Source organism: Novipirellula artificiosorum (genome assembly GCF_007860135.1).
Lineage (GTDB): Bacteria > Planctomycetota > Planctomycetia > Pirellulales > Pirellulaceae > Novipirellula_A > Novipirellula_A artificiosorum.
Genome location: NZ_SJPV01000003.1, coordinates 101111 through 126674 on the forward strand (window position 1 = coordinate 101111; position 25564 = coordinate 126674).

A 25564-nucleotide genomic window follows, 5' to 3' on the forward strand; every position below is an offset into this window, starting at 1 on the left:
TTAAGTCGGAGGCACTGACGTTTCCCACCACCGTGCGGCGTCTTCCGCAGTCCATTTTCCGGCGCAATCGCAATTCATCAAGTGATCGCGAAGCTCTGCTGCGGTTTGGAAACGATCGGAGGGTGCCTTTTCGAGACATCGCATCACGATCGCCTCAACATCCGCCGGAATCGTCGTGCGGTACACCGAAGGTCGAGTGGGAATCTGGTTGGCGTGTGCCAGCAAGACATCAAGGGACGATTCTGTTTCGAAAGGCGTCCGGTTTGTCAGCAAGAAGTAAAGCACAACGCCGAGACTATACAAGTCGCTCCGTTGATCCACCGAATCCGGCATCATGATTTGCTCGGGTGACATGTAATCGGGCGTTCCGGCGACACGGCTTGCAACGGCCGCGTCCTCACCCTCCCGATTGATCTGACGGACCACACCAAAGTCCAATAGCTTCGTGAAATCAAACATTCCGCCCCGTTGCGATGCAAAGATATTGGCGGGCTTGATGTCGCGGTGAATCAAACCGGCCCCATGCGCTTCGACGAGTGCCTCGCAGACTTGGGTGACAAAATGGACGGCACGCTCCGCTGGCATTGGCCCAGACTCCTTCACTAACTCAGCCAAGTTTCGACCCGGCAAGAGCTCCATTGCAAAAAAGAAAACGCCGTCCTTGGTTTGACCATAGTCGTAGACTTCGATCGTATGCGGGTGGGTTAACTTCGCTAATGCACGGACCTCTTGCTGAAACCGGGCTAAGGCCCGATCATCGACGGCGCGTTCCGGTTGGATCAGCTTGATTGCGCAGGCTCGCTTCAAAAGCAAATGCTCGGCTTCAAAGACTTGGCCCATGCCACCTTCGCCGATCAGGCGAAGGATCTTGTATTGGGCCAATCGCCGAGCGTGAAATGCTGACAATCGAGCGCCATGAATCAAATGAGCAGCGTAGATTGCGATCAGGGCGGCGATCAAAACCAGGGGGATCGGCTGCCCGAAATCGTCCGCTGCAAGGAGCGTTGTCAATTCGGGATCGACCCACTCGCATAGCCGTGTGGTGATCGAGGGAATCGCGACGACTGGCAACAGGACCGCCGTGGCTCGTTGCCAGGTGTTCGGCATGAAAATCCCGTAGACCAAGATCATCAATGCCCATGCGAAATGATTCCAATTGTCCACGCTGATTGCTGCGCTGGCAACTTCTCGATGAGCTGCATCGAGTAACAGTCGAGCATAGATAGCCACCAGCAACACGCCCATCGATGCCATCACTAACAACTCGATCGTGCGCAATTCGCGGAGACTCAATCGGTTGTTGGATTTCAACCTCCATCCGCTTCCCAAGATGATGCAAAGGGTGAAAATACGAGCACCATACCCGACGGAGGCAAAGTGATAGGTCATCAAACGGATCATCGAGAGGGCGATGAAGCAGGCCATCACACCGGCAATGACAAGCAACCGCCTCCGTAACACTTGGCAGTTGTCTTCCCAAACGTCACTTTTGATCAGAAACGAATCGGGTTGGGTCGGCGGAGCGACCACGATCGCAGGTTTGGGGGATTCGTCGGTTTTGATGACTTGAGTTTTGGATAGCTGAGTTGTGGATCGCTTTGCAACTGGCTCCAAGACCGTTTCGGCGAGGTGATGCTGCAACAGTGAAAGGACTTCCTGGCGAACTGCATCGTCACCCTGGCAATGCCGCTCCACAAACTCGAGACGTTTGGGGACGCTCAATTGGATCGCATCGGCGAACAATTGCTTGACCTTCGCATACTGTGTGGCATTCAAGGCGGCGGGTGTGTCGTTGCGAGTCAACTTGACCTCTCGTCCGATAGTTCACGCCGCAGCCAAGCTCGCAGCAGAGTCCATTCCGCTTCAATTGTTCGTTTGGAGACACCGATCACCTCAGCCACTTCTTCGACGGTCAATCCACCAAAGAACCTTAGCTCCACGATTTGAGCTTGCCGGGGGTCGAGCGCTGCGAGTTTTTCAAGTGCCGCTTCGACCGCCAAGACGTCTTCGTCGTTACGCATGGTGACTTGCATGTCGTCGGCCAAAGGGATTCGATCCATCCCACCACCACGCTTGATTCGTTTGTGACGGCGAGCGTGGTCGACGAGAATCCGCCGCATCATCTTGGCACCGATCGCGAAAAAGTGGGTTTTCCCCCGCCAATCCACCCGCGTCTGATCCGCCATCCGCAAATAGGTTTCGTTGACCAGTGCCGTCGGCTGCAGGGTGTGGCCCGGCGATTCATGATTCAACATCGTGTAGGCGAGCCCACGCAGACGTTCGTAAACCAGAGGCATCAAACGCTCCGCCGCAATTTGATCTCCGTCAGCGACTTGCGACAGCGTTTTTGCGATATCAATTTCGCCTGAATTCATGTGCAAGTCGAGCCAAAAAAGGGAGGGGCCAGCCGAACGATCGAAGCCACCACGGCCACCAAGTTGATCCGATTCTAGCAAAATTTGCGTCCGAACCGTAGTTCCAACCTTTTTATCGAGAAAACCCTGCGGACGCTTGTCGATTGCGCCGCGTATCCCCCCGACGGCACTCGGATTGGAATCACACCGCACCCAGCGATGGTCCAAGCCCTGGAAACTGACTTCAACCGACCGAAACCGATGATGCAATCTCATGCTACGAACACGATCGAGCCCGCTTCGGAGGGACTCGTTTCGACGCGGACCGATTCACAACTGATCCAAGTGGTGCTGCAAGGCGATTCCACCGCTTACGACGAATTGGTTCGCCGCTATCAAGAGCGACTGTACACATCGATTTGGAGCAATGTTGGTTGTCCGGCGCTTGCAGAGGACATCGTCCAAGACGCGTTCTTGAACGCTTACATCCACCTTCGATCGTTTCGCAATCGCAGCAGTTTCTACACCTGGCTCTACCGCATTGCCCTAAATTCACGCCGCAACTACTTGCACAAGCGAGGCCATGCCGTATCGATTGAATTCGTGGATGAAGACCAATCTCGCGATCGCAGCGCGCGACACGAAACCCCCGTGGATTGTGCGGAACGTCAAGAGGATCGGATTCATGTCCGTGTTGCGCTGTCCCGGCTCGACGACGCCCACCGAACCATCTTGATGCTTCGCGAATTTGAAGGCTTCGACTACGAAACGATTGCCGAAATGCTGCAGGTCAAAATGGGGACGGTTCGAAGTCGCTTGTCACGTGCCCGAGCCAAGCTGAAGCAAGAACTCGATAACTACCTGACGGCCGGATCCGAATCGCTCCAAAGCGATTACGGTCATGATCCCAACGCATTGTTAAATCAATAACGCTGCAGCAGTTCGAGCATTTTTCGGTCGAGCTGATGACCATTGAAATCTTCGTAGTCGACATCCGTTCGGCCGCTATCCATGACCCCAAAGGTGCCGCGAAAGTTCCACAAAGCCCATCCCCAATCGGCACGCTGCCAATTCGCCAAGCAATCCTCCATCCACGCAAGGACGACGTCATGAGGCGTGAAGTGGTGACAACCGAACTCGCCGACCATCACGCCAACGCCTTGCTGTTCCACATTCACCCACGGGACAATCGTCGTGTCCCACAACCAACTGCGATCCTCGACCTCTTCACCAACGAACGGTAGCGCCGAGTTCGTGGCATCATAGTGGACCCGAGCCGGGGGCTCGTTCCAACCCGGACGTAGCGGCAACACGTCCTCGTCGCCATCGCTTGAGCGGATCGCAACCTCGGTTAGCGACAACCAATCTCCTGCGATCACACTCAATTCGACTTTGCCTGTGCCTTCGGGAATGGCGAAGTGATAGTCGCAGTCATAAACATTTTGATAAGAGTTCCACTGCTCCATGAAGTTCGACTCCTTCCACTCCCCTTGTCCAGGACCACACACAAACTCCTTTTGCCAAACGATCTGGTCATCCGCTTTTGCGACCAGCGTTGCTCGACTCGAAACGGTTCCAACGTGCAGCCGAAACTGACTCTGGGAACGGAAGGGGCCGATCACCGACATTGCCGCCGTGGCCTCGACGGATAAATCAGGTTTGTTGGGCACATACAACGTTCCGTAAGCCCGAACACGAGGCCAACTTGGGACCGGATATTGATCAGCCCCGTTGACCCAACTTGCCTTAAAATGTGTCACATCCGTCGGCGTGTATCCGCGAGTTGCTTGGGCGATCTTGAGTTCCGCCAATTCAGGAATCGGCTGTTTGCCCCACTGTAACCCATCGGACAGGATCAAACGATCGGGATCTTCAGCTCGAATCGCCGCGGCCATCCGTTTTACGACCTTCAGATACGCGGCGGACGAGACGTTTGCGGGTTCATTGAAAAGATTAAAACTGAGGTACCGACTTGGGATTCCGCGGTAGCGTTTTGCAAACATCGCCCAATGCTTCGCGCAAATACGCTGGGTCTCGTCATCGGTCCACAAATCGGTCGACTCCGCAGGCCGCGCCACGGTGTATCCCGGAGCTCGATGGAAGTTGATCAAAACGTGAATGGAGTATTTCTGCCCCCATTCGACGGCTTGGTCGATGTGTTTGAGCTGTGCTTCATTGAACTGGTTCCAATCGCCGTCCTCAATCCAAACTCGGTAGTCCATGGGGAGTCGGACGAAGTTGAATCCAAGTTCAGAGATCAATTGAAAGTCACTCTCGCGGAAAGCTTCATTATCGTGCGACCGATAGAACTTTTCGAGCAAATTGAACCCGCGCCATCGCGGCAGATCGTGAGGTGAAGGATCAGGCAACTCGGCAGAGATCGAGGGTGAATTCAAGGCGGAAGCAAAGAGCAGGGCAAGAAGGAAGCAACCGGTCGCGTATTTCATTGGAGAAAGCCGTAGAGCGTCGAGGGGAGCAGGTGTGGGTGGGCAAGCTCTAGGATACACCCTGGTTACCGCTTTCACCATTTGGGTTGCGATCAATCGGGCTGCGGTCCCCATGGTTTTCTCAAGTCGTTGACGTCGATGTGGCCCCTCGTGTGGCGACTGGCTGTTTAGAATTGCTGGGAATATCGTAACAAGATTACACTGGGTGATTCGCACAGTCGGTATACTTACAATCGAGCAGCGGCGGAGTCCGCGCCTTCCACGCATGGCTGCGTCCCCTAACTCTATTTACGAGATCGTTACGCGAGATGGGACTTCGAATCGCTTTTGCCTTGCTGTTCCTACCAGCAAGTGTCAGTCTGTTACACGCCCAAGAAAATGCAACAAGTCCGTTGGCTCCAGCGGTTCCGAAAGCTTCCGCCGAAGTGTCGCCGCAACTTGATGCGATTCGCGGCGAATCACAGGCATTTGTGGATGCAGTCAACCGCGGCGACGCCAAGGCTGTCGCCGAAATGTGGACTTCCGACGCTCATTACATCGATGACTCAGGACAGTCCCATGAAGGTCGCGCTGCCATTGAGCAAGCCTATGCGGCATTTTTCGAGCAGTATCCGGGCATCAAGCTTCAAGTTGCCATTGATTCGCTTAGGTTGGTCGGCGAGCACGTTGCGATCGAGGACGGTCGGGCCAAGCTGGATCCGGCGCCGGACGGGTCCGCGGGCTACTGCAAGTACACCGCCGTTCACGTCAAGGAGGGTGATACATGGCAGATGGCCTCCGTGCGCGAATCATGGGTTGAAGCTCAAGCGACACCACAAAACATAGCCGATTTCGATTGGTTGATCGGGACATGGGTTTGTGAAGAACATGGCGTTCGGGCGGAGTCCGTGTTTCGCTGGGTTGCTGACGAGAGCTTCATTCAGCGGACTTATACGACCACGGCGATTGATGGTACAACGTCCTCTGGGACGCAGATGATTGGTTGGAACCCGTTGGAGGGTCACCTGCAATCGTGGGACTTCAGTCCAGGGGGTGGGCACGCGATTGGCGTTTGGTCTCCGGTGCAGTCAGGCTGGGTGGCTGAGATGATTGGAATGACCGGCGATGGTGTGCCCACGCGATCCGTCAACCTGCTGGCTAGGCTCGATGCGAACGGATGTGTTTGGCAATCCACTCAACGAGTCGCGGGCGATGTTGCCTTGCCAGATACCGATGAAGTCGTGATGAAACGAAAGTCGGAAGAACGTTGATTCTTTTCCAATTCAAAACCAGATCTTAAAACCATATTCTTCGGAACGAGAAGTTCTTATGTATCGATCCTATCGAGTTAGCATTTTCGCCGCACTGTTGATGTTGAGCCTGCCCTTGGCCGATGTCTCTGGCCGAGGTCGGGGCGGTGGAGGCGGTCACAGTTTTGGCGGTGGCGGCGGAGGTCGTAGCTTTGGCGGTGGCGGCGGAGCTGGCAACTTTGGCGGCGGTGGATTTAGCGGCGGAGCAAGCCGAGGTGGCAGTTTGGGTGGCGGCGGTTTTTCTGGCGGCGGAGCTGGCAACTTTGGCGGTGGTGGGTTTAGCGGCGGAGCGAGCCGAGGCGGCAGTTTGGGTGGCAGTGGTCTTTCTGGCGGCGGAGCAAGCCGAGGTGGCAGCTTGGGTGCCGGCGGTTTTGGTAGCGGCGGAGCTGGCAACTTTGCCGGCGATGGATTTGGTGGCGGCGCAAGCCGAGCTGGTGGTTCGGCGGGTGGCGGTTTCGGCAACTTTCGTGGCGACGGGTTCGGAGGGACGGGAGCGACTGCGGGTCAAGCAGGCTTCGGTGGTGCCGGCGGCGGAGCCGCTTCTCGCGGCGGTTTCAACAAGCCAAGCAGCGCACAACTTGGCAACTTTTTGGGCATGCCATCCGATGGGGGCATGCAGGGACTGGCCACCGGCAATCGATCCCGATCAACCCAAACGCCGGCATTCGGTGGAAACGCCGATGTTAACCATGGCACCGCAACGGGGCCACGTGGTGGGCAAGCTGCGGGAGCAACCGTGACAGGTCCTCGAGGAAACACTGCCGGGAAAGCTGTCGGCGTTGGCGCCGACGGTGGCGTTGCGAGCGTTGGCGGCATCAAAGGTGCGGACGGCGGCGCTGCGGCTCGGGGTGCAGCCATCGGGCCAGACGGGGGTGCCGTCGCTGGCCGTGCTGCCACGGGTCCGCGTGGAAATGCGGCAGGGCAAGCGATGGGTGTCGGTCCCAATGGTGGCGTGGCTGGGGTTGGCGGAGTCAGGGGTGCGGACGGCGGCGCTGCGGCTCGGGGTGCAGCCGTGGGGCCGGACGGCCGAGCGGTTGCCGGTCGGGCAGCTGTGGGTCCGCGTGGAAATGCGGCGGCGGGTGCGGTTGCAGCTGGCCCCCGCGGCGTTGCTGCAGGATTCACTCGCGTCAGCGCTTCGGGACGTTACACCACGGCAACCGCGGTTCGCGCAAATTACAACCACTGGGATGTTTACGGCGACCGATGGCACGTCGATCACCCCGGTGCCTGGTATGCCGCAGGCTGGGCAAGCGGAGCGGCATGGCGAGCGGCGACATGGAATTCCGTCGGCGCTTGGATGAGCTATTATCCAACCACGCCGGTGTATTACGACTACGGAAACACAGTCACCGTCGAGGACGGCAATGTTTACGTTGACGGCACGGATGCCGGGACGACCGAACAATACTACCAACAAGCGAGTGACTTGGCTGCAAGCGGTGCCCAGGCGAAGGCTCCTGAGGACGGCGATTGGTTGCCGCTCGGCGTGTTTGCGCTGACCAAGGAGGACCACGAGAAATCGGTCGTGTCGATTGAACTTGCGGTGAACAAAGAGGGAGTCATTCGTGGGAATTACACCGATACAGCATCGGGCAAGACCCAGACGATCCAAGGTGCCGTAGACAAGAAGACGCAGCGGGTTGCCTTCTCGGTCGGCGACAATACATCAAACTTTATTGAGACAGGGCTTTACAACCTGACCAAAGATGAAGCGCCGGCACTCATCCATGTAGGAACAGAAAGGACGGAACAGTGGCTCTTGGTCCGGCTGACAAAGGACGAAGGTGCGACAACCGCGGCGACATCCTAGAGTATTTTTCCCCTTCTTTGTTTTTAAATTCCGTCTGGCGGCACGACTTGTCGTCAGCTCTATCGTTCGATTTCGGCCGGTAATCACTCAACAGGAACCTTCGATGAACCGCTTCTTTTGGCTTACGCTACTCGTTGCATCTACAACCCTTTGCACGCCACAACTCAGTCACGCACAGTTTGAGACCTTAGTTCGGCACCTGCCCGAGGGCGCCAACACGTTGGTGCTGTTCAATATGGAGAAAATCCTTGCCTCACCCTTAGCGGTTCAACGAAAATGGGCAGAGAACCAAGAAAACATGTTTGAGTCGGGAATTCTGTTCATTCCCCCTCAAACGCAACAACTCGTAATGGCATCGGAAACCGATTTCGAACTGATGCAACCTCACTGGAACGCTTCCGTTGTCAATCTGAGTGACGAGCCATCGATGTTGACGGTCTCGGAACGATACGACGGAAGCATCGATGAAATCGGTGGCCAGGAAGCGGCAGTGCTTTCAAACAACACGTATGTCGTTAAATTTGGCAAGTTCATCGCCGGCATGATGTACCCCGCGGATCGACAAAAAGCAGCTCGCTGGGTCGAGGAAGCGTATGCAAACACGGGGCGAAAGCCACTCGGGGAATACTTGCAGCAAGCGGAGGGTTACGCGGACAACAACAAGACCCCCATCATTATGGCGATGGATTTCGAAAACCTGCTTTCAAAAACACTCATCCGCCAGCGTTTGGATGGCATGAAGTCACTTCAGGGCCAAAAGGTGGACCTTGACCAGTTAGCCGCGACCTTGGCGACGATTCGTGGGGCGATGTTGGGAATCAACGTGACAGATCGTGTCTTCGGAGCGATCAAGATCGACTTTGGTCAGGATGTGACCTTCATGGAACCGTATGCCAAAGCATTGCTACTCGAGAGCCTCGGCCATCACGGAGCGATGATTCAAGAATTCAACGACTGGAAGCTGGAAGTCACGGGTAAAGAGATCTTGTTGAAGGGCTCCTTGCAACAGAGTGGAGTACAGCGTTTGTTCAGTTTACTCGACACGCCGCAGTCCTTGCATGCGATGGTGTCTTCTGCATCCTCCTCAACGGGGAGCGATCCCGCGTCGAAACAGGAACTGGTTGCACAAGCAACCAAACAGTACTTCCACGCCATCCAGCTTTTGGTCACCGATCTAAGCAACGAGGATGAAAAGCATGACACCTACACGACAGGTTTAGAGGCCATGTGGTATCAACGCTATGCTGCAAAAATTGATGCATTACCCATTCTTCATGTTGACCCCGTGATGATCAAATTTGCAACTCAAGTCTCCGCAACCCTGCGTCAATCGCAAAACGCAATGCGATCGGTTGGGATTCAAACGGCATCGCAAGTCCTCAGCGCACCTGACGCTCAAGTTTATAACTATCGCACGGCGACAGGTCCGTGGGGTGGGTATGGTTATCGGTACGCCTACAATCCCCGTGCGTCGGCTCGAGCGACTGCGACGCAGGACATGGACATTGCGCAGCAAGCAAAGATCAAGGGCTACGCCACGGCAAACAATCTTATGCAACAGATCACCGTTGCGATGGCAGACATGCGGCGTGAGATGACTGAAAAGTACAACGTCGAGTTTTGACAAGCGACGGGTCGGGGCGGTTCGATTACACGATCGATTTCCCCACCCCCAGCTTGCTCCTCGCACGTTGCGACACCACCTCCTGAATTCACGGTCACTCAATCGGTTCAGCAAACCTTCGCAAAGGACAAGATTGAACCGTTCAATTGCATCGTCCCCATACATGGCACCCAACAAAGAAATGGATCCAATGAAAACCAGCCCACAAGTCTTGATCACTCGACTCTTCATTGCAGTTGTTGCTCTCACGCCGCTGTCCGGATGGGCACAAATTCAAACCTCGGGTACCGCTGGCTCGCCCGCCGCGACCACGACGATTGACGGAAGTCAGTTGCCTGCGCCAGATCCTAAATTTGGTGGTGTGATCGAGGACGATGCGCTACAGTCCAAGGCGTGGTGGGCACCTCGTATCGTGCCGCCGAAGCAGGCGCCGAATATCTTGTTGATCATGACGGACGACTCTGGCTTTGGTGTGCCCAGCACGTTTGGCGGTGTCATTCCAACACCGACCATGGATCGACTCGCGAAAACCGGCTTGCGTTACAACAATATTCACTCCACGGCACTCTGCTCACCGACTCGCGCTGCTTTGATTACCGGACGCAATCACCATTCGGCGGGCTTCGGCGTGATCTCCGAACAATCGACTGGGTTCCCTGGTTACAACAGCATCATTGCCAAGGACAAGGCAACCATCGGCCGAATCCTGAAGGATAACGGCTATGCAACCTCATGGTTCGGCAAGGACCATAACGTACCAGCCTTCTGCGCAAGCAAGGTCGGCCCCTTCGACAATTGGCCCATCGGCCAGGGTTTTGAGTACTTCTACGGGTTTGTCGGTGGCGACGCGAATCAGTGGCAGCCGAACCTATTCCGCAATACGACCCAAATCTATCCGTTCGAAGGCAAACCGGGTTGGAACCTCGTGACCGGCATGGCCGACGACGCGATTGACTACCTGAACGAGATCAACCAAATCCAGCCCGACAAGCCATTCTTCTGCTACTTCGTTCCGGGTGCGACGCACGCGCCGCATCACCCAACCCAAGAGTGGGTCGAGAAAATCCGCGACATGCATCTGTTCGACGACGGATGGAACAAGCTTCGGGAGCGGATTTTTGAAAACCAAAAGCGTCTCGGTGTCATTCCGGCGAACACTCAGTTGGAACCATGGCCGACCGAAGTGATCAAGAATTGGGACGATTGCACGCCAGCCGAGAAGAAACTGTTTATTCGCCAGGTGGAAACGTTCGCCGCCTTTGAAGCCTACACCGACTACGAAATCGGACGGGTCGTGCAGACCGTCGAGGACATGGGCAAGCTCGACAACACCCTGATCATCTACATCAACGGCGACAACGGCACCAGTGCCGAGGGCGGTCCGCTCGGCACCCCCAACGAAGTCGCGTTCTTCAACGGTGTCAACATGATGCCCGTCGCCGAGCAGATGAAGTTTTACGACGTGTGGGGTACCGAGGAGACCTACAACCACATGTCGGCAGGTTGGTCCTGGGCTTTCGATACGCCCTTCACTTGGTTTAAGCAGAATGCGTCGAAACTTGGAGGCATCCGTCAATGCATGGCGATCTCTTGGCCCAGACACATCAAGGACAAGGGTAGTTTGCGAGAGCAATTTTGCCACGTCAACGATATCGTCCCCACCATCCTCGAAGCCTGTGAGATTCCCGCGCCCGAGTACGTGGACGGTATCCAGCAGGCGCCGATCGAAGGTACAAGCCTGGCCTACACCTTCGATGCAAACGCTGCAAAGGAGAAGTCGAGGCATACGACCCAGTACTTTGAAATGATGGGTCAATGGGCCTTGTATCACGAGGGTTGGTTGCTGAGCACCAAGGTAAACCGTGCGCCATGGGAAGCTTTCGGAGCTGCCAATCCTGATCCACTCAACAACCAAATCCTCGAACTCTACGATCTGAACGCCGACTTCAGTCAATCTCAGAACATCGCCGACAAGCATCCTGATAAAGTGAAACAGATGAAGCAGATGTTCATCGAGGAAGCGAAAAAGTACCAAGTCTTCCCGATGGATGCGTCGGTTGCGGGTCGCATTGTGGCTCCGCGTCCGAACATCACCGCCGGACGAACCCAGTTCGTCTACACCAAGCCGATGGTGGGGCTACCGCAAGGCGATTCACCGTTCCTGCTTAACAGTTCCTACACCATCACCGCGGATATTGAGGTACCCAAGGGCGGTGCCGAGGGAATGATCTTAACTTCGGGTGGCCGATTTGCCGGCTACGGATTCTACCTACTTGAAGGCAAACCCGTTTTCCTCTGGAATCTGATTGACTTGAATCGAATCAAGTGGGAAGGTCCTGACGCACTCGCGCCAGGCAAGCACACGCTGGAGTTTGACTTCAAGTATGACGGTCTCGGAGTCGGGACGCTGGCGTTTAACAACATGAGTGGTCTTGGACGCGGTGGAACGGGAACGTTGAAGGTGGACGGCAAGGTCGTCCAGACCGTCGCGATGCCTCACACGTTACCGATGATCCTACAATGGGACGAGAGCTTCGACATTGGCTCCGATACGCTGACGAGTGTCAATGACGCTGACTACAAGCCACCCTTCACCTTCACCGGTAAACTCAACAAATTAACCATCGAGGTGGATCGCCCCGAGCTGTCGCCAGACGAAATCAAGCAGTTGGAAGAAGGACTAAAGAAAGTCGATGCCGGTCGCGAGTAAGGAACTTCGAAGACCTGCTCGGGATGGGAATTCCCAACGGTTACCTGGGCGTGATTGGGATCATGCTGGGAACCGTCTCGGCCATGGGGTTTTACCTTCAGCTCAGGGGCTGGTTTCAATCATCTCGTTGCTTTGGGGCCGTCGTAGTCATAGCGGAAAGAGTCGATGTCCACGCAGCCCGCTTCTTCATTTTCGTTCCAGCAAAACAAGCCCAACCGATCGCCGGTCCAACTGCCGAACACCAACGTGAACTCGGGTCCGAACGATTGGAAGGTCTCGCCGTCGGTGCTGTATTCAAACCTAGCTTGATCGGCCAGGTTTCGAGTTCGAAGAAAGAGAATCTGCGTGGTGATCTCTGGGCCAATGAGCTTGGTTCCATCATGGTTCATGAAGAACAAATGCTTCTTCATCGAATCCTCGACTTCAACGCCAAGCAAATGAAACTGGCCACCAAAACGAACAAAGCCGGCTTGTTGGCCCGGCGCCATACTCGACAGATCAAACTTTGCGACGGCGGATCCAACGGTCGTCCCCATAATTCGTTGGCTGACCGTATTGCATGCACGCCAGAAGACTTGATCTTTACTGCCAGCGTATTGATCTTTTGGAATCGGCACGCAGGCCTTCAGTCGCAACCACCCGGGGCGCTCGGTCAAGGACCAATGGGAGTCACGCGGATTGTGATTCCATTCCCAACTCGGACCAAGCCGCGATTGCGAGAAATCGTCGTCCGTCATGGGGGCGTTGATTGCAAAACCCTTGATCGGTTTTTGGTGCTGCCTGACCGGTTCACCGATGCCGTCGCCATCCACGTCTTGACCAATGATGGGCCAACCGTCGATCCAGGTGACGGGTTCAAGACATTGAGGACGCCCCTGAAAGGGACTGTCAATGTTTTGGATCAATTGATGCGTGTACCACCACGACTTGTCCGCAGCTTGCATCAGAGCGCCTTGGCTACAACTGCGTGCGAACCCGTTACCCCGTTCCAGCACAATTTTGTTTTCATAAGGACCATAGATGCTGTCGGTCTTTGACCGCAACACAACCTGTTTGCGATCACGCAACTCGCCTTTTTTCTGAAACCACTGCGCAATTAAAAAATACCAGCGGCCATCCACCTTATAAATCTTTGCTGCCTCAGCGCCCGTCCCCCTGTAGATCACCGTCCCTTCGTCTTCGATTCGCTGGCCATCCCAACTCATCTTATAAAGACGATTCTCGTTTCCGCCCTTTCCATCACGTTCGGTCCGCTGCTTCGTGCCGGTGTTGCAGAGCAGGTAGGCTTGATGAGCAGTGTCGTCCCAAAAAACCGCAGGGTCGTCAAACACCTTTTCCGTTGGAAGCATTTGAACCGGAGTCGACCAAGGGCCGTGAATGTCTGCGGCGGAACTCATATACAGCCCGTGCTTGAAATCAATTTGGTAGCAGTACCATGTGCCGTCGTGATAAGCGAGGTCACCGGCCCAGACGCCGAATGAGTATCCATTCATTTGGTCCCAGTCGTATTCAGGGGCCCAATCGAGTCGCTTCCAAACATGACCGATGCTGGTCCAGTTGACCATGTCCTTGGATTCCAAGATCACCATGCCTGGGCTCATGTGCTGCTTGGACGAGATCATGTAGTACGTATCGCCAACTTGTTCCACGTCCACATCCGGGTAGTCCGCGTTCAGGATCGGATTCCGATAGGTGCCATCGCCCTGGTCGCCCCAGCTGCCGGTTTGCTGAGCGGTTGCAGGGCTTGAAAGCAACACCAGTAGGACTAGCCCTGGAAGGGATGCAAGTTTCATCAGGCTTTTTCTCCTCGTTGTGGCGACCGGCTGAGTCAACCGCGACACCTGGAAATGTAGGACAACATCATCCCAATTGCTTTGCGATCTCATAGATCTGCTGATCGTCAAGCACCTTCTCGTTTGATTCAAACAGTGCTTTGATCGCGGCTCGGTGAGTCTTCATCTTCAATCCACCAACTCCGATCGCGCCGTACGTCACCACTTCGCCGACTCTTGCCGATTGATGGGTTACTTCAACCCCTTCGATCCCAGCGGGTGGCACTGCGTTGAGATCAATCGCAACCTTCAATTGATCGCAGTTGGCAAGGGTTTGCTTGTCGATCAATTGCGTTCCGGCGGCACCACAGGCGACCACGATCGTTGCCTCGCGAAGCACACGACGGGCGTCATCGATTCCGTTAACTTGATCCGGCTCCACCGACCCACACCCCAGGCAACTGGCATTGATAGAGTCACAGACCTCCGAGGCTCGCTGGATCGAACGGCTAGTGGCTCGCACCTTCGCCCCTTCCCGAGCCAGCATGCGGGTGACGCGTTGACCCACCGGGCCGGTCGCTCCCAAGACGACCGCCGTTGCCGCATCAAGCTTGACTTCTCTCGCGGCGCAGACCACCGCGGCGGCGGCCGTGGTATTGCATCCGTTTGCATCGAGCATGGTTGAAACCCTAACCGGCCCAAAAAAACACTCGTGGACCTTCTTCATCAATTGCTCGGCGGCGGTGACGTTTGACCCACCAACAAAAATCGCGGTGTTGCGAAGCTGATCGCTACCGCGTGTGAACATGGCACCATGCACGAGAGACGTGACGTTATCGGCTGTCACGCTGGCATAGCGGAGCAAATGATCGACGCCGCTATCGTAGGCGACCACCCCATCGAAGCTACTAGGGTGCTCGTCGACGTCAAGTTGGATGAGCAATTTAGGGAGAGGCATGACCGCGGTAAAAGCAATAGGCGAGAAAAAAGGCTACAGGACCTGAACCGAATCAGATCGAGCAGCCTTGGGACGCAAAAAACATTCGATATCGCTTATTCGATTCGCTTAGAAACCCTTAAACGGATGAGCCGCCGAGTCTTTCTTCGCGATCATTTCGTCGACCGTTGGCTTACCCGCCATCGCAGCAACGAGCGATTGCTTCGTGGCCTCGTAGTTGAAATTGTAAATCTTTTCATCATCCTCAGCATCGGGGTGAATGAACACGCCGCAAACGCAAACCAACTCTTCGGCTTGATCCTTTGGAATGATTCCTTCGGCGACCGCGTCTGCAACGGCTTTCGCAACCGCCGCTTGAGCGGGGCCAAACATTTGCACGGCTTGCTTCATACCCTTGATCGTCACTTTGGTGATCATCACGGTCGAAGGTTTCACGGCGACGTTGGGCTCCAACACGGCCAACAAGTTCGTGTGGCCTTCGCTTTGGTTCGACAACGCGTTTGCAAATGCGACGCCAACCGGTCCATCTTTGCTACCGATCATCAAATCAATGTGGGCAATCTCGTTGCCGTCGCCAACTAATGCTTCACCAATGTTAAACTGCATGGGCGGAGAGCTCCGTAGAAATCAAAAGGGGTTGGGGAAGGGGCGCTTTTCCTGTTTCATTGCACCCTTTCGTCAGCTCAAGACATTACCAGATCGAGATCCTTGCGACCACTAGTCATCCGTGATTCATGACACCAGCGACGATCATTCTAATCGGGGCGAGTGTGCGGGCAGCTGCCCAATCGGCGGTTCGTGCTGGGATTCGCGTGATCGGTGTCGATTTCTTTGGCGACATCGATTGCCGAGACTGCTGCGAACGGTTCATTCTCGTTCGGCCGGACGAGACCGATGCGCAGTTGAACTTGCGTTTGCCCAGCCTGCCACGACTTTCCGTCGGCGGACGAAACCACGCAGCGGCCAGTCCCGATTTGGCACAGCCCGCGCTGCTTGAATCGGTTGCTCGCGATTCGGGCACATGCTTTGCGGGAGCGTATCAATCGCCCCGAAACGATCTCGACCCGAATGTCCGTTGGCTGTGGAAAAATCGCATCGGCTCGGGTGGTCTTGGCGTTTCCTTTTCACGTGAGGGTCAAGTGGAGGGGTATTGGCAACCGTGGATCGCGGGACGAAGGTTCGGCGTCTCGTTCTTGAGCGATCGACGCGATACGGTGATGCTCGGCGTGTGCCGCTCGCTGCACACACGAAAAGGATCGCAACCCTTCGTGTATTCGGGATCGTTTGGACCGTTGAGATTGACGCGACCCTTCCACTGCCAGTTGCAATCCCTGGGTGACACCATCGTCCGACAAACCGGTGTTGTGGGACTATTTGGCATCGATCTGGTGATGGACTCAGCGGGACGTATCTGGTTGTTAGAAATCAATCCCCGCTGGACGGCATCGAGCGAACTGATTGAGGCGGACTTGATCCGTCGTGGCATGCTCAAGCAGAACGAATCGCTGATTGGATCCGTTGCAAAGTTGCTTTTCGGATGCGAGTTTGAGCGGGTGACTTCGCCAACCCCGGCGGAATTGCGAAGCCGATTGAGTCGGAAAACCGATCGCTCGCAAGCCCTACTCAAGCGAGTTGTCTTCGCGAAGCACGCGGGCCTGTTTCATCGCGATGTCGCAGATCGATGGCTAACGCCGGCAATCACCCTGTCTGATATCCCGATGCCGGGTACGCAAGTTGCAGCCGGAATGCCGATCGCCACGTTGCGGATGCCGTGGGAATCGAGCGCAGCCACGCGAGGAGCCATCAGAATCGTGACTCAGTCCCTCGAATGAGCGTCGTCTCGATTCCGATCGATGCGTTGGCTGATTGCTTGCAACCATGGCAAGGGGTGCCGCGATTGGGCCTTTCTGCAGTACAATGAGGGTCGACGTAGTTGGTAATGACAAACGGAAGTCTTTTGGGCATAAACTGGTGAGTCAGGATCGAACACAGTACCAAACCGCTGGAGCACAATCCGCAAGCCAGAAACTGTCGGTTGCTGCGACGACACCGCCAGCAGATGTCCCCGGATACCGTCTAAGAAGCTTTCTCGGTGCGGGGGCTTTTGGCCAAGTCTGGGTTGGCCAGGACCTGAATACCGGTCGAGGCGTCGCCGTCAAATTCTACTTGCATCGCGGTGGCGTCAACTGGTCGCTGTTGAGTCGTGAGGTCAAGAATCTCGTTCAATTGTCGGCCGATCGCCATGTCGTTCAAGTACTTGAAGTCGGTTGGGATGCCGACCCGCCCTATTACGTGATGGAATTGGTTGGCGGTGGGTCACTTGAAGAACGATTGGAACGAGTGAATCGATTGAGCGTCAGCGACGCCGTGGAGATGTTTCGGAAAATCCTCGTTGGGTTGAACCACTGTCACGGTAAGGGGGTCCTGCACTGCGACTTGAAACCCGCGAACATTTTGTTGGGTGAAGACAGCGAACCGCGGTTGGCCGATTTTGGCCAAAGCCGCATGTCTCACGATCAAACGCCGGCACTCGGTACGCTGTTTTATATGGCACCCGAACAGGCTGATTTGCAGTCGACACCCGACGCAGCCTGGGATGTCTACGCAGTGGGAGCGATTCTCTATCGATTGTTAACCGGCGAACCACCGTATCGTAGCGATGCCGTGCTGGGCCAGATTGACACCGCCGAGTCGCTGCCCCAGCGGTTGGATCACTACCGCAAAGCAATTGAAGAAAGTGCCCCCCCCACCGCTCATTCGAAAATGCGTGGTGTTGACCGATCACTCAGCCGGATTGTGAATCGTTGCTTGGCCGCCGATCCCGCGCAGCGGTATGCCAATGTCCAGCAGATCATGCAGGATCTCAATCGCCGTGACCAAATACGAGCGCGTCGGCCTTTGATGCTGCTGGGAATCGTCGGCCCACTGTTGATTCTGCTAGCAACCGGATTCTATGCCGCACGGAGCATTGAGCACGCAATTGAAAGCACCCGAGTTGCACTCCGCCGGGAAGCGGTGGGGAGCAATAAATTGGCAGCTCGGTTCGCGGCTCGAACACTCGAAAGTGAAATCGAACGCTATTTCGATGCAGCGACCCGTGAAGCCAGTAGCCAGGATTTTCACGCACTCTTGCAAAAGACACTTGACGATACGGCGGTAAAACCCGAGCGTTTGACGATTGGTTCACCGACCGCAGACCCGCTCTCGAAAACGAACGCACGCGAACGTTTGCTCGATGCTCCGATTCGAATGCAGCTTGACGACTATTTGGCCACACGCTTGCATCGCTACATTGATGCGGATCTGTCCCTCCGTCGGCCCCGTTTTGCAACCATGTTTGTAACGGATTCAAGCGGAACCATGATTGCAATTGGGTATGACAAGCCCGTCGAGCGCGACCAAAATAGTGCGGGCCAAAACTTCGCCTATCGCACCTACTTTCATGGTGGTCGGAATGATTTGGTCAAATCGACGCCGATTGATTCGATCGAGCCGCTACGCCGCACCCATTTGTCATCAGCCTTTCTGAGTACGGCAACCGGATTGTGGAAAGTTGCCGTCAGCACGCCGATCTACTTTAGCGACCAGCGAGAACGCCCCGACGCGGTCTTCGTGGCGACGATCAATTTGGGCGATTTTCAGCTTCTGCAAAGTGAACAAGGGGCAAACCAGATCGCGGTGCTGCTTGAAGCGCGTGAAGGCCCGCTGCGAGGCACCGTGTTGCAACATCCGCTGATGGACGCACTCCGTGAATCAGGAAATACACTAGCGGACGAAAAGTTCCAGGTTTCCAGCGATTTGATCGACGAGATCTCCAAACGAGACGATGTCGATTATCAAGATCCCGTCGCCAAAGTCCCAGAGGGTGCACCCTATGCTGGGGATTGGATCGTCGCGATGCAACCGGTTCAGCTGCCCATTCAAGACACGGGCAAAGATGACGATGATGACCGCATCCCGCCGAGCGATACCGCCACCGACCTGTTGGTGCTCGTCCAATATCGATTGAGCAAAGTCTTGGCTCCGGTTGGCCAAATGCGGACGATGCTGATGTCCGAAGGGGCTGCCGCCATCATTTCGACACTCTTCGTCATGGTGGCGTTGTGGTTCTTTGTCCGCCGAAGCGGAGAATCGAAAAACGAATTGCCGAGTGTTCCCGAGGAGGAAACAAGCGATCGCACCGGAAACACCGAAACGATCGCCGTCAACTAGCGACGCCGTCTGAACAATCGCGAAAAGGCAGAAACGCTACGACATCGATCCAAGCTTCCCCATAACGATGCGCATCGGCGAAGCTTTACGCAGGGGTGAGTGAGGGGATTCGAACCCCCGACATTCGGAACCACAATCCGACGCTCTAACCAACTGAGCTACACCCACCGTATCGCGCGGCGGATCGTCCCGCCGTTTGAACCGGAAAATTTACTTTCCGGTTGGCAATTGGTCAACGGCTTAACCAAGGAGTTTTTTGACTCGGCTTGTTGGGGCGGGTTCGCCAAGTGCTGAAAGCTGCGACCGGTCGCAGGTTGTTCGCCCGTTTTCCAGGTCGTGTTCAACGCAGCCCCCCCTGAGCCTGGCCTGACGAATCGGTGGGGTTTTGGAGACCGATGGAAAGGATCACCGATTCGAAAGGGGTCGTAGGGAGCAAGTCAATTGGGTGCCAAGAAACCCTCTCCCTCGCTGCGCTCGACCTCTCCCAAAGGGCGAGGCAAACCACCACTCCCGCTTGCGGGAGGGGTCGAGCGCAGCGAGGGGGAGGGCCCCGAACGCGCGGCCAACTTTTCGATACGTCTTAACCGCGATTCGTCAGGCCACCCTGAGCCTGTCATCGCAGATTTCCATCGATTGGATGCCCAACCACAGGGATGCCCAACCACAGGGATGCCCAACCACAGGGATGCCCAACCACAGGGATGCCCAACCACAGGGATGCCCAACCACAGGGATGCCCAACCACAGGGATGGACGCATTCGCACCAAGACAAATCTCGTGTGGCGCTGAACCGTGCAAGGATCGGCTCGCCAACAAAAAAGCCCGCTCAGGGTTAGCTGAGCGGGCTCAAGTTTCAAAAACGGTTTTGCATGAAGTAAACTACATCGACGGCGACGCAGGAATGCCTGGTTCTTCATTGTCACTGGTAGCCAAAGGAATGGCAATCGCGGCTGCAGCACCGGCCGCAATCAAGCCCCAGCGAGCACCGCCGCCTCCAACGCCCGAACCGCCGGCCCCGCCCGAAAACCCGCCTGCTCCGGAGGCAAATCCGCCGTCCATCATCGGTGCCGCAAATCCGCCGTCATACATCGGTGAGGCCATGACGTCGCCACCTAGGCAATCGGGACAACCCGCAAGATGGTGCTCGGTGCACTTCAAGTTCCGGCGAATTTCGAGAATCGCGTCGCGAGTCGCCAGCACGTCTGCCTCTGCCATCGTGCCGGCGTCGAGGATCGCGTCCAGTTTCGTCAACGCTTGATCGATGCGAGCGATCTTTTGCTCACAGGTAATGGACTCGTCCGAACTAAACTCAGCGAGTTCGCTAACCATCGTTTTGAGGTCGAGTCGGTTTTCTTGGCTGTTTTCCGTCCCAGCAATCATGAACGCTTGGGCAGGCGCAGCGATTGCCGAAACCAGCAGCGCGGCAAGCGATAGGGAGAGAATTCTGGTGAGAAGCATGGTATTGAGCCCTTGAGGAGAAGATCTTCGCCTAGTGACGAAGTGGTCTATCTCCATCAACTTTACCTCCCGAATAGACATAATCAACAAAAAATATGCCCACACTACTTAGATTGCCCATCTTTACTGGTGTGTGTTTTCTACGGGCAGGTCAATTCGCTGCGCCTGCCTTGCCTGATCGAGCACCATCGCCGCCGCGTCTCGCTCTATACTAGTCGGAGGAAGTCCGAACGATTTCCCGGCTCCTCACCAAGTCCTCCCACCGCTTCTTCCCACCTCTAAGGAACCCATCGCGATGATCTCACGCCAAAAATCATCTTCGTCCCGCCGCCAGTTCATCAAATCGACTTCGGCGGCGACTGGCTCACTTCTGATCCTCGGAACAAAGGCATCCGGTGCGATTCAGGGCGCGAATGATCGCGTTCGTATCGCGGTAGCTGGGTTGAACGGGCGTGGTCAATCTCACATCGCAGGTTGGAGCAAAGCAGAGAACACCGAATTGGCATATGTGATCGATCCCGACGCTCGCGTCCTCAAGAATTCCATGAAGGTACTTGAAGAAAAGGCTTCGCAAGGGAATACGAAATTCAAGACCCAGGCCGTCAGCGATTTTCGCGAGGCGCTTGATGACAAAAACGTCGATGCGATCTCCGTTGCAACGCCCAATCATTGGCATTCGCTCATCACAATTCACGGGGCTCAGGCCGGTAAGCATGTCTATGTGGAAAAACCGATGAGCCATGACGTCGGCGAGGGTCGGATTGTCGCGGAAGCTCAGAAGAAGTACGGCGTTGTGATCCAGCACGGCACACAGAAACGAAGCTCGGCAACGATCGCTGGGCTTCATCGAATGCTCAAGTCAGGCGAGTTGCCTCGACTGAAAATCGCTTACGGCTACTGCTGCAAACCACGCGACGGGATTGGACACAAACCGATCGGCCCGCCACCAGCGAATTTGAATTGGGACCTATGGAAAGGTCCTGCTGTGATTGAAAACTATCACGCCAACTATCACCCCTATAATTGGCACTGGTTCTGGGAAACGGGAAACGGAGACTTAAACAACCAAGGCACTCACGAACTTGACGTCGCTCGTTGGGCTCTCGATGACGACCAAACGCACCCCATTCGCTCCATGGCCATCGGTGGGCGTTTCCAGTGGGACGACCAAGGCAAGACGCCCAATACGATGTTTGCGATGGCCGAGTACCCTAACGGCCAAATGGTTTTCTTCAACGTCCGCAATGTCAACTATGCGAACTACGAACGTCAGGTGATGAATGAGTATTATCTCGAAGACGGCAGCGTGATCGTGGAAGACGGTGGATACAAGATCAAGCGTCCGGGCGCCTCGAAGGCGGAAAAACTTGATGTCGAGCCAGGCGACGTGACCCCGGGCGGCAACTGGGATTCGTTTATCGCAGCGGTTCGCGCCGCAGAGCCAGAAATGGCGAATGGGACGGCTCAAGAAGCTCACTACAGTTGCACGTTGGGACACCTGATGAACAACTCGTACCGACTCGGTCAAGAAGCTCCGTTCAGAATCGATGCGGCCCCTTTTGACGGTAACGAAGCTGCGAAGCAACATTTCGTCAAGCTCCATGAACTGATGCGTGACGGAGTCGGAGTTTCCGAATCCCAAGCCAAGTACACGGTGGGGCCGATGCTTACCTTTGATCCGGCTACCGAACGACACGTTGGCCCCTTTGCCGATCAAGCCAACGCGTTGCTGAAGAACCCCAATAACCCTGGTTTCAGGGTGCCAGCCCTCGCCGACTTGTAATCGAATCGCTGGAAATCAGCGGGTGGAAATTCGCCAGGTCCTGTCAAAGACATCCGACGACGGTAACGGAAGCCTCGTGCTTTAGTCGTCGCTGTTGTCAGGGTGGCCTTCATAGTAGACCCAGTTGTGGATGGGTTGAAGGATCTGTTTCACATCGGCAACCAAGTGCTCGTCGAGCGGCTCTTCAATCCAATCACACCACTGGGCCACTCGGTCCGGGTTGGCCGAACCGGTCACGCAGCTTGCGAAGCTATCGTTGGCCACCGAATACTGGAGTGCCAGCTTGGCGATGTCGGTGCCCTGTTTCTCGCAATAAGCGGCTGCCTTGGCCGTAATGTCTCGTACTTCTTGTGTCGCTTTGTGCCAATCGGGTAGCGGAGCGTTACAAAGCAATCGCGCCGAGAACGGTGCCGCATTGATCAACCCCACGCCTTTCTGTTTGCATGGCTCAACCAATCGAAGCGCCATGTCGTTTTGCAACGTGTAGTGGTTGTAGGTCAGAATCACGTCCAGTTCACTTCGCTCGAGCATCTCCGTGAAAATCTTCATCGGATAGCCGCTGACGCCCAAATAACGCACTTTGCCCTTCTCCACTTCCTTGCGAAGTGCAGGCAGCGTTTCTTCAACAATGAGGTCCAAGTTCACGAATTCGATGTCGTGGCAAAAGACCATGTCGATGCATTCGATCTTCATCCGTTCAAGTGACACATCGATGCTCTCGGCAACTCGTTTAGCACTAAAATCAAAGTGTTTTGGCGCGTACCGGCCGAGTTTGGTGCTGATCAGATACGAATCACGAGGCACCGAGGGCAAGACTTGACCGAGCATGCACTCGCTCAATCCACGCCCATAGTATGCCGCCGTGTCGATGAAATTGATCCCTCGATCAAGCGCGACGTTGACACATTTCAATGCTTCGCCCACCTCAATCGGACGAAACTCGCCACCGATCGAGGACGCACCAAAACCGAGAACCGAAAGAGAAAGGCCGGTGTTACCGAGGGCGTTTCGTTGCATGGAAATGGGAGCCGTTGTGAACGGGGAATGTCAAAGAAAGCAACATTGTACCACGTTCTTAGCAGGGGCAACACGTTCTCAGCAGGGGCAACACGTTCTCAGCAGGGGCAACAACGCATCCCTCGTCGCGCGGGAGGTCAACAAGCCGGCTCATCCGGCGGAAGCGTGCTCAGGAGGTTTTCGAGGCATCTCTCCGGTGTCCCATCATTGCTGGCAGGAGCTATTTTCACTGGTTATCGTGCAGTTGCCGGGAGCAACGGAGTCGAGCTCTGCAGAGGTGCAACTTGACAAGGGATATCCCGGTCGACGGTGCGCCAAGGGTGCTACCGGTTCCCGGCGGACGACCGTCCGTCGGTGACTCTTTTCTAAGAGAGCATTGGACACCGGAGTCATACCTCCAAAAAACTTCGAGTCTGGGTTCCGCGCGCTTTCGTCGGATGAGTCAACAAACCTCCCGCCGCGATGCCGTTGTTCCATCGATCGTGCGTCTGTCGCGAGTGTCGGTTCACAACCGATCGCCGTCGCTGCCCGGATCAGTGGGCGGCGACGGCCGGCACGATAACATTCGACATCAACCGTTCGACGACGTCCGCAGCGGAATAGCTCGTCGAACCGGCTGTCTTCATGAAGCCTTTGATCCCTGCGACGTCGTTTCCGCATGTGACCAGTGGCAGCTCATCTTCACCGTTCTTGCGACGTTGCCCCAAACCCACATTGGTCATCAGCCCATTACAAACACATTTCCGACCAACCGTGTCGTCCGCATCGCCACCTTTGTAAGTGAATGCAGCGATCTTCTCGGATGGACATCGCCAACCGACCGATCCATCCGGCTTGCGATAGCCTTCGCGCAAGAAGCCCAAGTCGCAAACGCGGGTTCGTGCCTTGTAGACCTTTTCGTCGGACATCGTACCTTCGATTTGCAGCACCTTAAACGGAAATCCGGTGGGTGAAGCCTCGGCGTCGGTTTTCACATCCACCTCGCCCGCTTTGACCATGTTGAAGACGACGTCCTTGATGTCGCCACTGAAACCCGACTCTTCGCAAAATGCGAACGCCGTTCCCACTTGCACCCCGGTTGCCCCTGACTCCAAAGCTCTCATGACTTGATCGGGTGACCCGTAGGACCCCGCCAACCAAAACGGACGTCCGAGCGCCGCGATCGCGTTCAAATCAACGACATCGCGTTTCCCGTACAGCGGTTCGCCCCGGTCGTTCGTCTGCTTCGGTCCTCGTGGTGGTGCGTTGTGTCCGCCCGCCGTCGGACCTTCGACGATGAACCCGTCCACATACCCGCTGGCTTTCTTGGCCAACATGTTTGCCAAGGTCGCGGATGCCACGATCGCCAAAAATTTGGGACGGTGTAGCCAAGGCAGTTCGCCGTTGGTGAATTGGACGGGGTCAAACCGAGTCACGAAATTGTCATCACGCTCGGCGCCAATGATATAAATGGGCAACTCAACCGCCTTGCCTTCACTCAACCGGTCGAGGATTCCGGGAATGGCTTTCGGAATCCCGGCACCCATCAGCACGTAATCGACACCCGCCAACATCGCACCAAAGATCGATGGCAAAGTAGGCAACTGGATCTTCTCGAGAAAATTGACACCGACAATTCCGTCATGACCTTCCTTCGCCAAATAAACCTCGACGAAATTAGCGACCACGACCAATTCGAGTTGCTCCTGCGTCGGCTCCATCGGAATGACCATGGTCCCGACCAGCGGTTCGCCGTCCGCCTTGCCACCTTCGACAAAGTACTTTTTCAGGATCCGATCGGCCATTTCCGGATAAGGAAACTCGGCCATGGCTCGGCGCAGATGGCCACCTTCATCCCCAAGTTGAAGCCGACGGACCATGACTGCATCAAGAGCGGTTCCCGAAATGACCCCTAATTGGCCCGTTTTCGATACCGCTCTGGCAAGTTGCCACGCCGAAACGGCGACTCCCATCCCGCCTTGAATGATGGTCGGTTCTGCTCGGCTAGCCGTAGATGACATCTCTTCTATTTCCTTTATGCATACTTTGCAGCAATGATTGATGGATGCCGGCGGCCGAGCCAAAAACAATTGGCTAAGTCCCGCAACTCGCGATCCATCGTCCTGTTAATTCCGTCGGTATTGTACCGT

Annotated in this window: 17 protein-coding genes and 1 tRNA gene; 8 read left to right on the forward strand and 10 right to left on the reverse strand. The window is 55.7% G+C overall.

What is annotated here, in order from left to right; genetic code table 11:
• The gene (locus tag Poly41_RS09810) at positions 1-1803 is read right to left on the reverse strand and encodes a serine/threonine-protein kinase (protein ID WP_146525961.1); all 1803 of its coding nucleotides are present in this window, start codon (positions 1801-1803) and stop codon (positions 1-3) included.
• Positions 1800-2630, reverse strand: coding sequence for a sigma-70 family RNA polymerase sigma factor (locus Poly41_RS09815; RefSeq protein ID WP_231615558.1), 831 nt, complete (start codon positions 2628-2630; stop codon positions 1800-1802). The genes Poly41_RS09810 and Poly41_RS09815 overlap by 4 nt, the downstream gene beginning before the upstream one ends.
• Here Poly41_RS09815 and Poly41_RS09820 point away from each other — a divergent pair.
• Positions 2616-3284, forward strand: coding sequence for an RNA polymerase sigma factor (locus Poly41_RS09820; RefSeq protein ID WP_197231195.1), 669 nt, complete (start codon positions 2616-2618; stop codon positions 3282-3284). The two genes, Poly41_RS09815 and Poly41_RS09820, sit on opposite strands and share 15 nt — an antisense overlap.
• Here the strand turns inward: Poly41_RS09820 and Poly41_RS09825 are convergent.
• The gene (locus Poly41_RS09825; RefSeq protein ID WP_197231196.1) at positions 3278-4801 is read right to left on the reverse strand and encodes a glycoside hydrolase family 5 protein; all 1524 of its coding nucleotides are present in this window, start codon (positions 4799-4801) and stop codon (positions 3278-3280) included. The genes Poly41_RS09820 and Poly41_RS09825 overlap by 7 nt on opposite strands.
• 308 nt (positions 4802-5109) lie before the next feature.
• On the opposite strand from Poly41_RS09825, the gene Poly41_RS09830 reads away from it, so the two are divergent.
• From Poly41_RS09830 to Poly41_RS09845, 4 genes are all read left to right on the forward strand, one after another.
• A complete protein-coding gene (locus tag Poly41_RS09830) occupies positions 5110-6051 on the forward strand; it encodes a YybH family protein (protein WP_146525968.1) in 942 nt (313 codons plus the stop codon).
• Positions 6052-6109: 58 nt separating this feature from the next.
• On the forward strand, positions 6110-7900 hold the full coding sequence (locus Poly41_RS09835; protein ID WP_146525970.1) for a protocadherin: 1791 nt from the start codon (positions 6110-6112) through the stop codon (positions 7898-7900).
• 103 nt (positions 7901-8003) lie between these two features.
• Positions 8004-9524 (forward strand): hypothetical protein, encoded by a 1521-nt coding sequence (locus Poly41_RS09840; protein ID WP_146525972.1) that lies wholly within the window; start codon positions 8004-8006, stop codon positions 9522-9524.
• Positions 9525-9714: 190 nt separating this feature from the next.
• A complete protein-coding gene (locus tag Poly41_RS09845; protein WP_146525974.1) occupies positions 9715-12234 on the forward strand; it encodes an arylsulfatase in 2520 nt (839 codons plus the stop codon).
• A gap of 119 nt (positions 12235-12353) precedes the next feature.
• Here Poly41_RS09845 and Poly41_RS09850 read toward each other — a convergent pair whose 3' ends face one another.
• The 3 genes from Poly41_RS09850 to fae all read right to left on the reverse strand — a co-directional run bounded on the left by Poly41_RS09850 (position 12354) and on the right by fae (position 15570).
• Positions 12354-14027 carry a glycoside hydrolase family 43 protein gene (locus Poly41_RS09850; RefSeq protein ID WP_146525975.1) on the reverse strand — a complete coding sequence of 558 codons (1674 nt, stop codon included), beginning with the start codon at positions 14025-14027 and terminating at the stop codon, positions 12354-12356.
• Between the two features lie 67 nt (positions 14028-14094).
• Positions 14095-14964, reverse strand: coding sequence for an NAD(P)-dependent methylenetetrahydromethanopterin dehydrogenase (locus Poly41_RS09855; RefSeq protein ID WP_146525977.1), 870 nt, complete (start codon positions 14962-14964; stop codon positions 14095-14097).
• Positions 14965-15072: 108 nt separating this feature from the next.
• Entirely contained in the window at positions 15073-15570 is a 498-nt protein-coding gene (gene fae / locus Poly41_RS09860) for a formaldehyde-activating enzyme (RefSeq protein ID WP_146525979.1), read from the reverse strand.
• 128 nt (positions 15571-15698) lie between these two features.
• On the opposite strand from fae, the gene Poly41_RS09865 reads away from it, so the two are divergent.
• Both Poly41_RS09865 and Poly41_RS09870 read left to right on the forward strand, forming a co-directional pair.
• The gene (locus tag Poly41_RS09865) at positions 15699-16796 is read left to right on the forward strand and encodes an ATP-grasp domain-containing protein (protein ID WP_146525981.1); all 1098 of its coding nucleotides are present in this window, start codon (positions 15699-15701) and stop codon (positions 16794-16796) included.
• A 139-nt stretch (positions 16797-16935) separates the two neighbouring features.
• Positions 16936-19176: a serine/threonine protein kinase gene (locus Poly41_RS09870; protein WP_231615559.1), complete on the forward strand. Its 2241-nt coding sequence runs from the start codon at positions 16936-16938 to the stop codon at positions 19174-19176.
• A 94-nt stretch (positions 19177-19270) separates the two neighbouring features.
• Here the strand turns inward: Poly41_RS09870 and Poly41_RS09875 are convergent.
• Positions 19271-19344: transfer RNA gene (locus Poly41_RS09875), tRNA-His, on the reverse strand.
• A gap of 712 nt (positions 19345-20056) precedes the next feature.
• Positions 20057-20635 (reverse strand): hypothetical protein, encoded by a 579-nt coding sequence (locus Poly41_RS09880; protein WP_146525984.1) that lies wholly within the window; start codon positions 20633-20635, stop codon positions 20057-20059.
• 295 nt (positions 20636-20930) lie between these two features.
• Between Poly41_RS09880 and Poly41_RS09885 the strand changes: the two genes are divergently transcribed.
• Entirely contained in the window at positions 20931-22418 is a 1488-nt protein-coding gene (locus Poly41_RS09885; RefSeq protein WP_146525986.1) for a Gfo/Idh/MocA family protein, read from the forward strand.
• Between the two features lie 81 nt (positions 22419-22499).
• Here Poly41_RS09885 and Poly41_RS09890 read toward each other — a convergent pair whose 3' ends face one another.
• Together Poly41_RS09890 and Poly41_RS09895 are read right to left on the reverse strand one after the other, a co-directional pair.
• The gene (locus Poly41_RS09890; protein ID WP_146525988.1) at positions 22500-23435 is read right to left on the reverse strand and encodes an aldo/keto reductase; all 936 of its coding nucleotides are present in this window, start codon (positions 23433-23435) and stop codon (positions 22500-22502) included.
• 533 nt (positions 23436-23968) lie between these two features.
• The gene (locus tag Poly41_RS09895) at positions 23969-25435 is read right to left on the reverse strand and encodes a nitronate monooxygenase (RefSeq protein WP_146525990.1); all 1467 of its coding nucleotides are present in this window, start codon (positions 25433-25435) and stop codon (positions 23969-23971) included.
• Between the last annotated feature and the right edge of the window lie 129 nt (positions 25436-25564).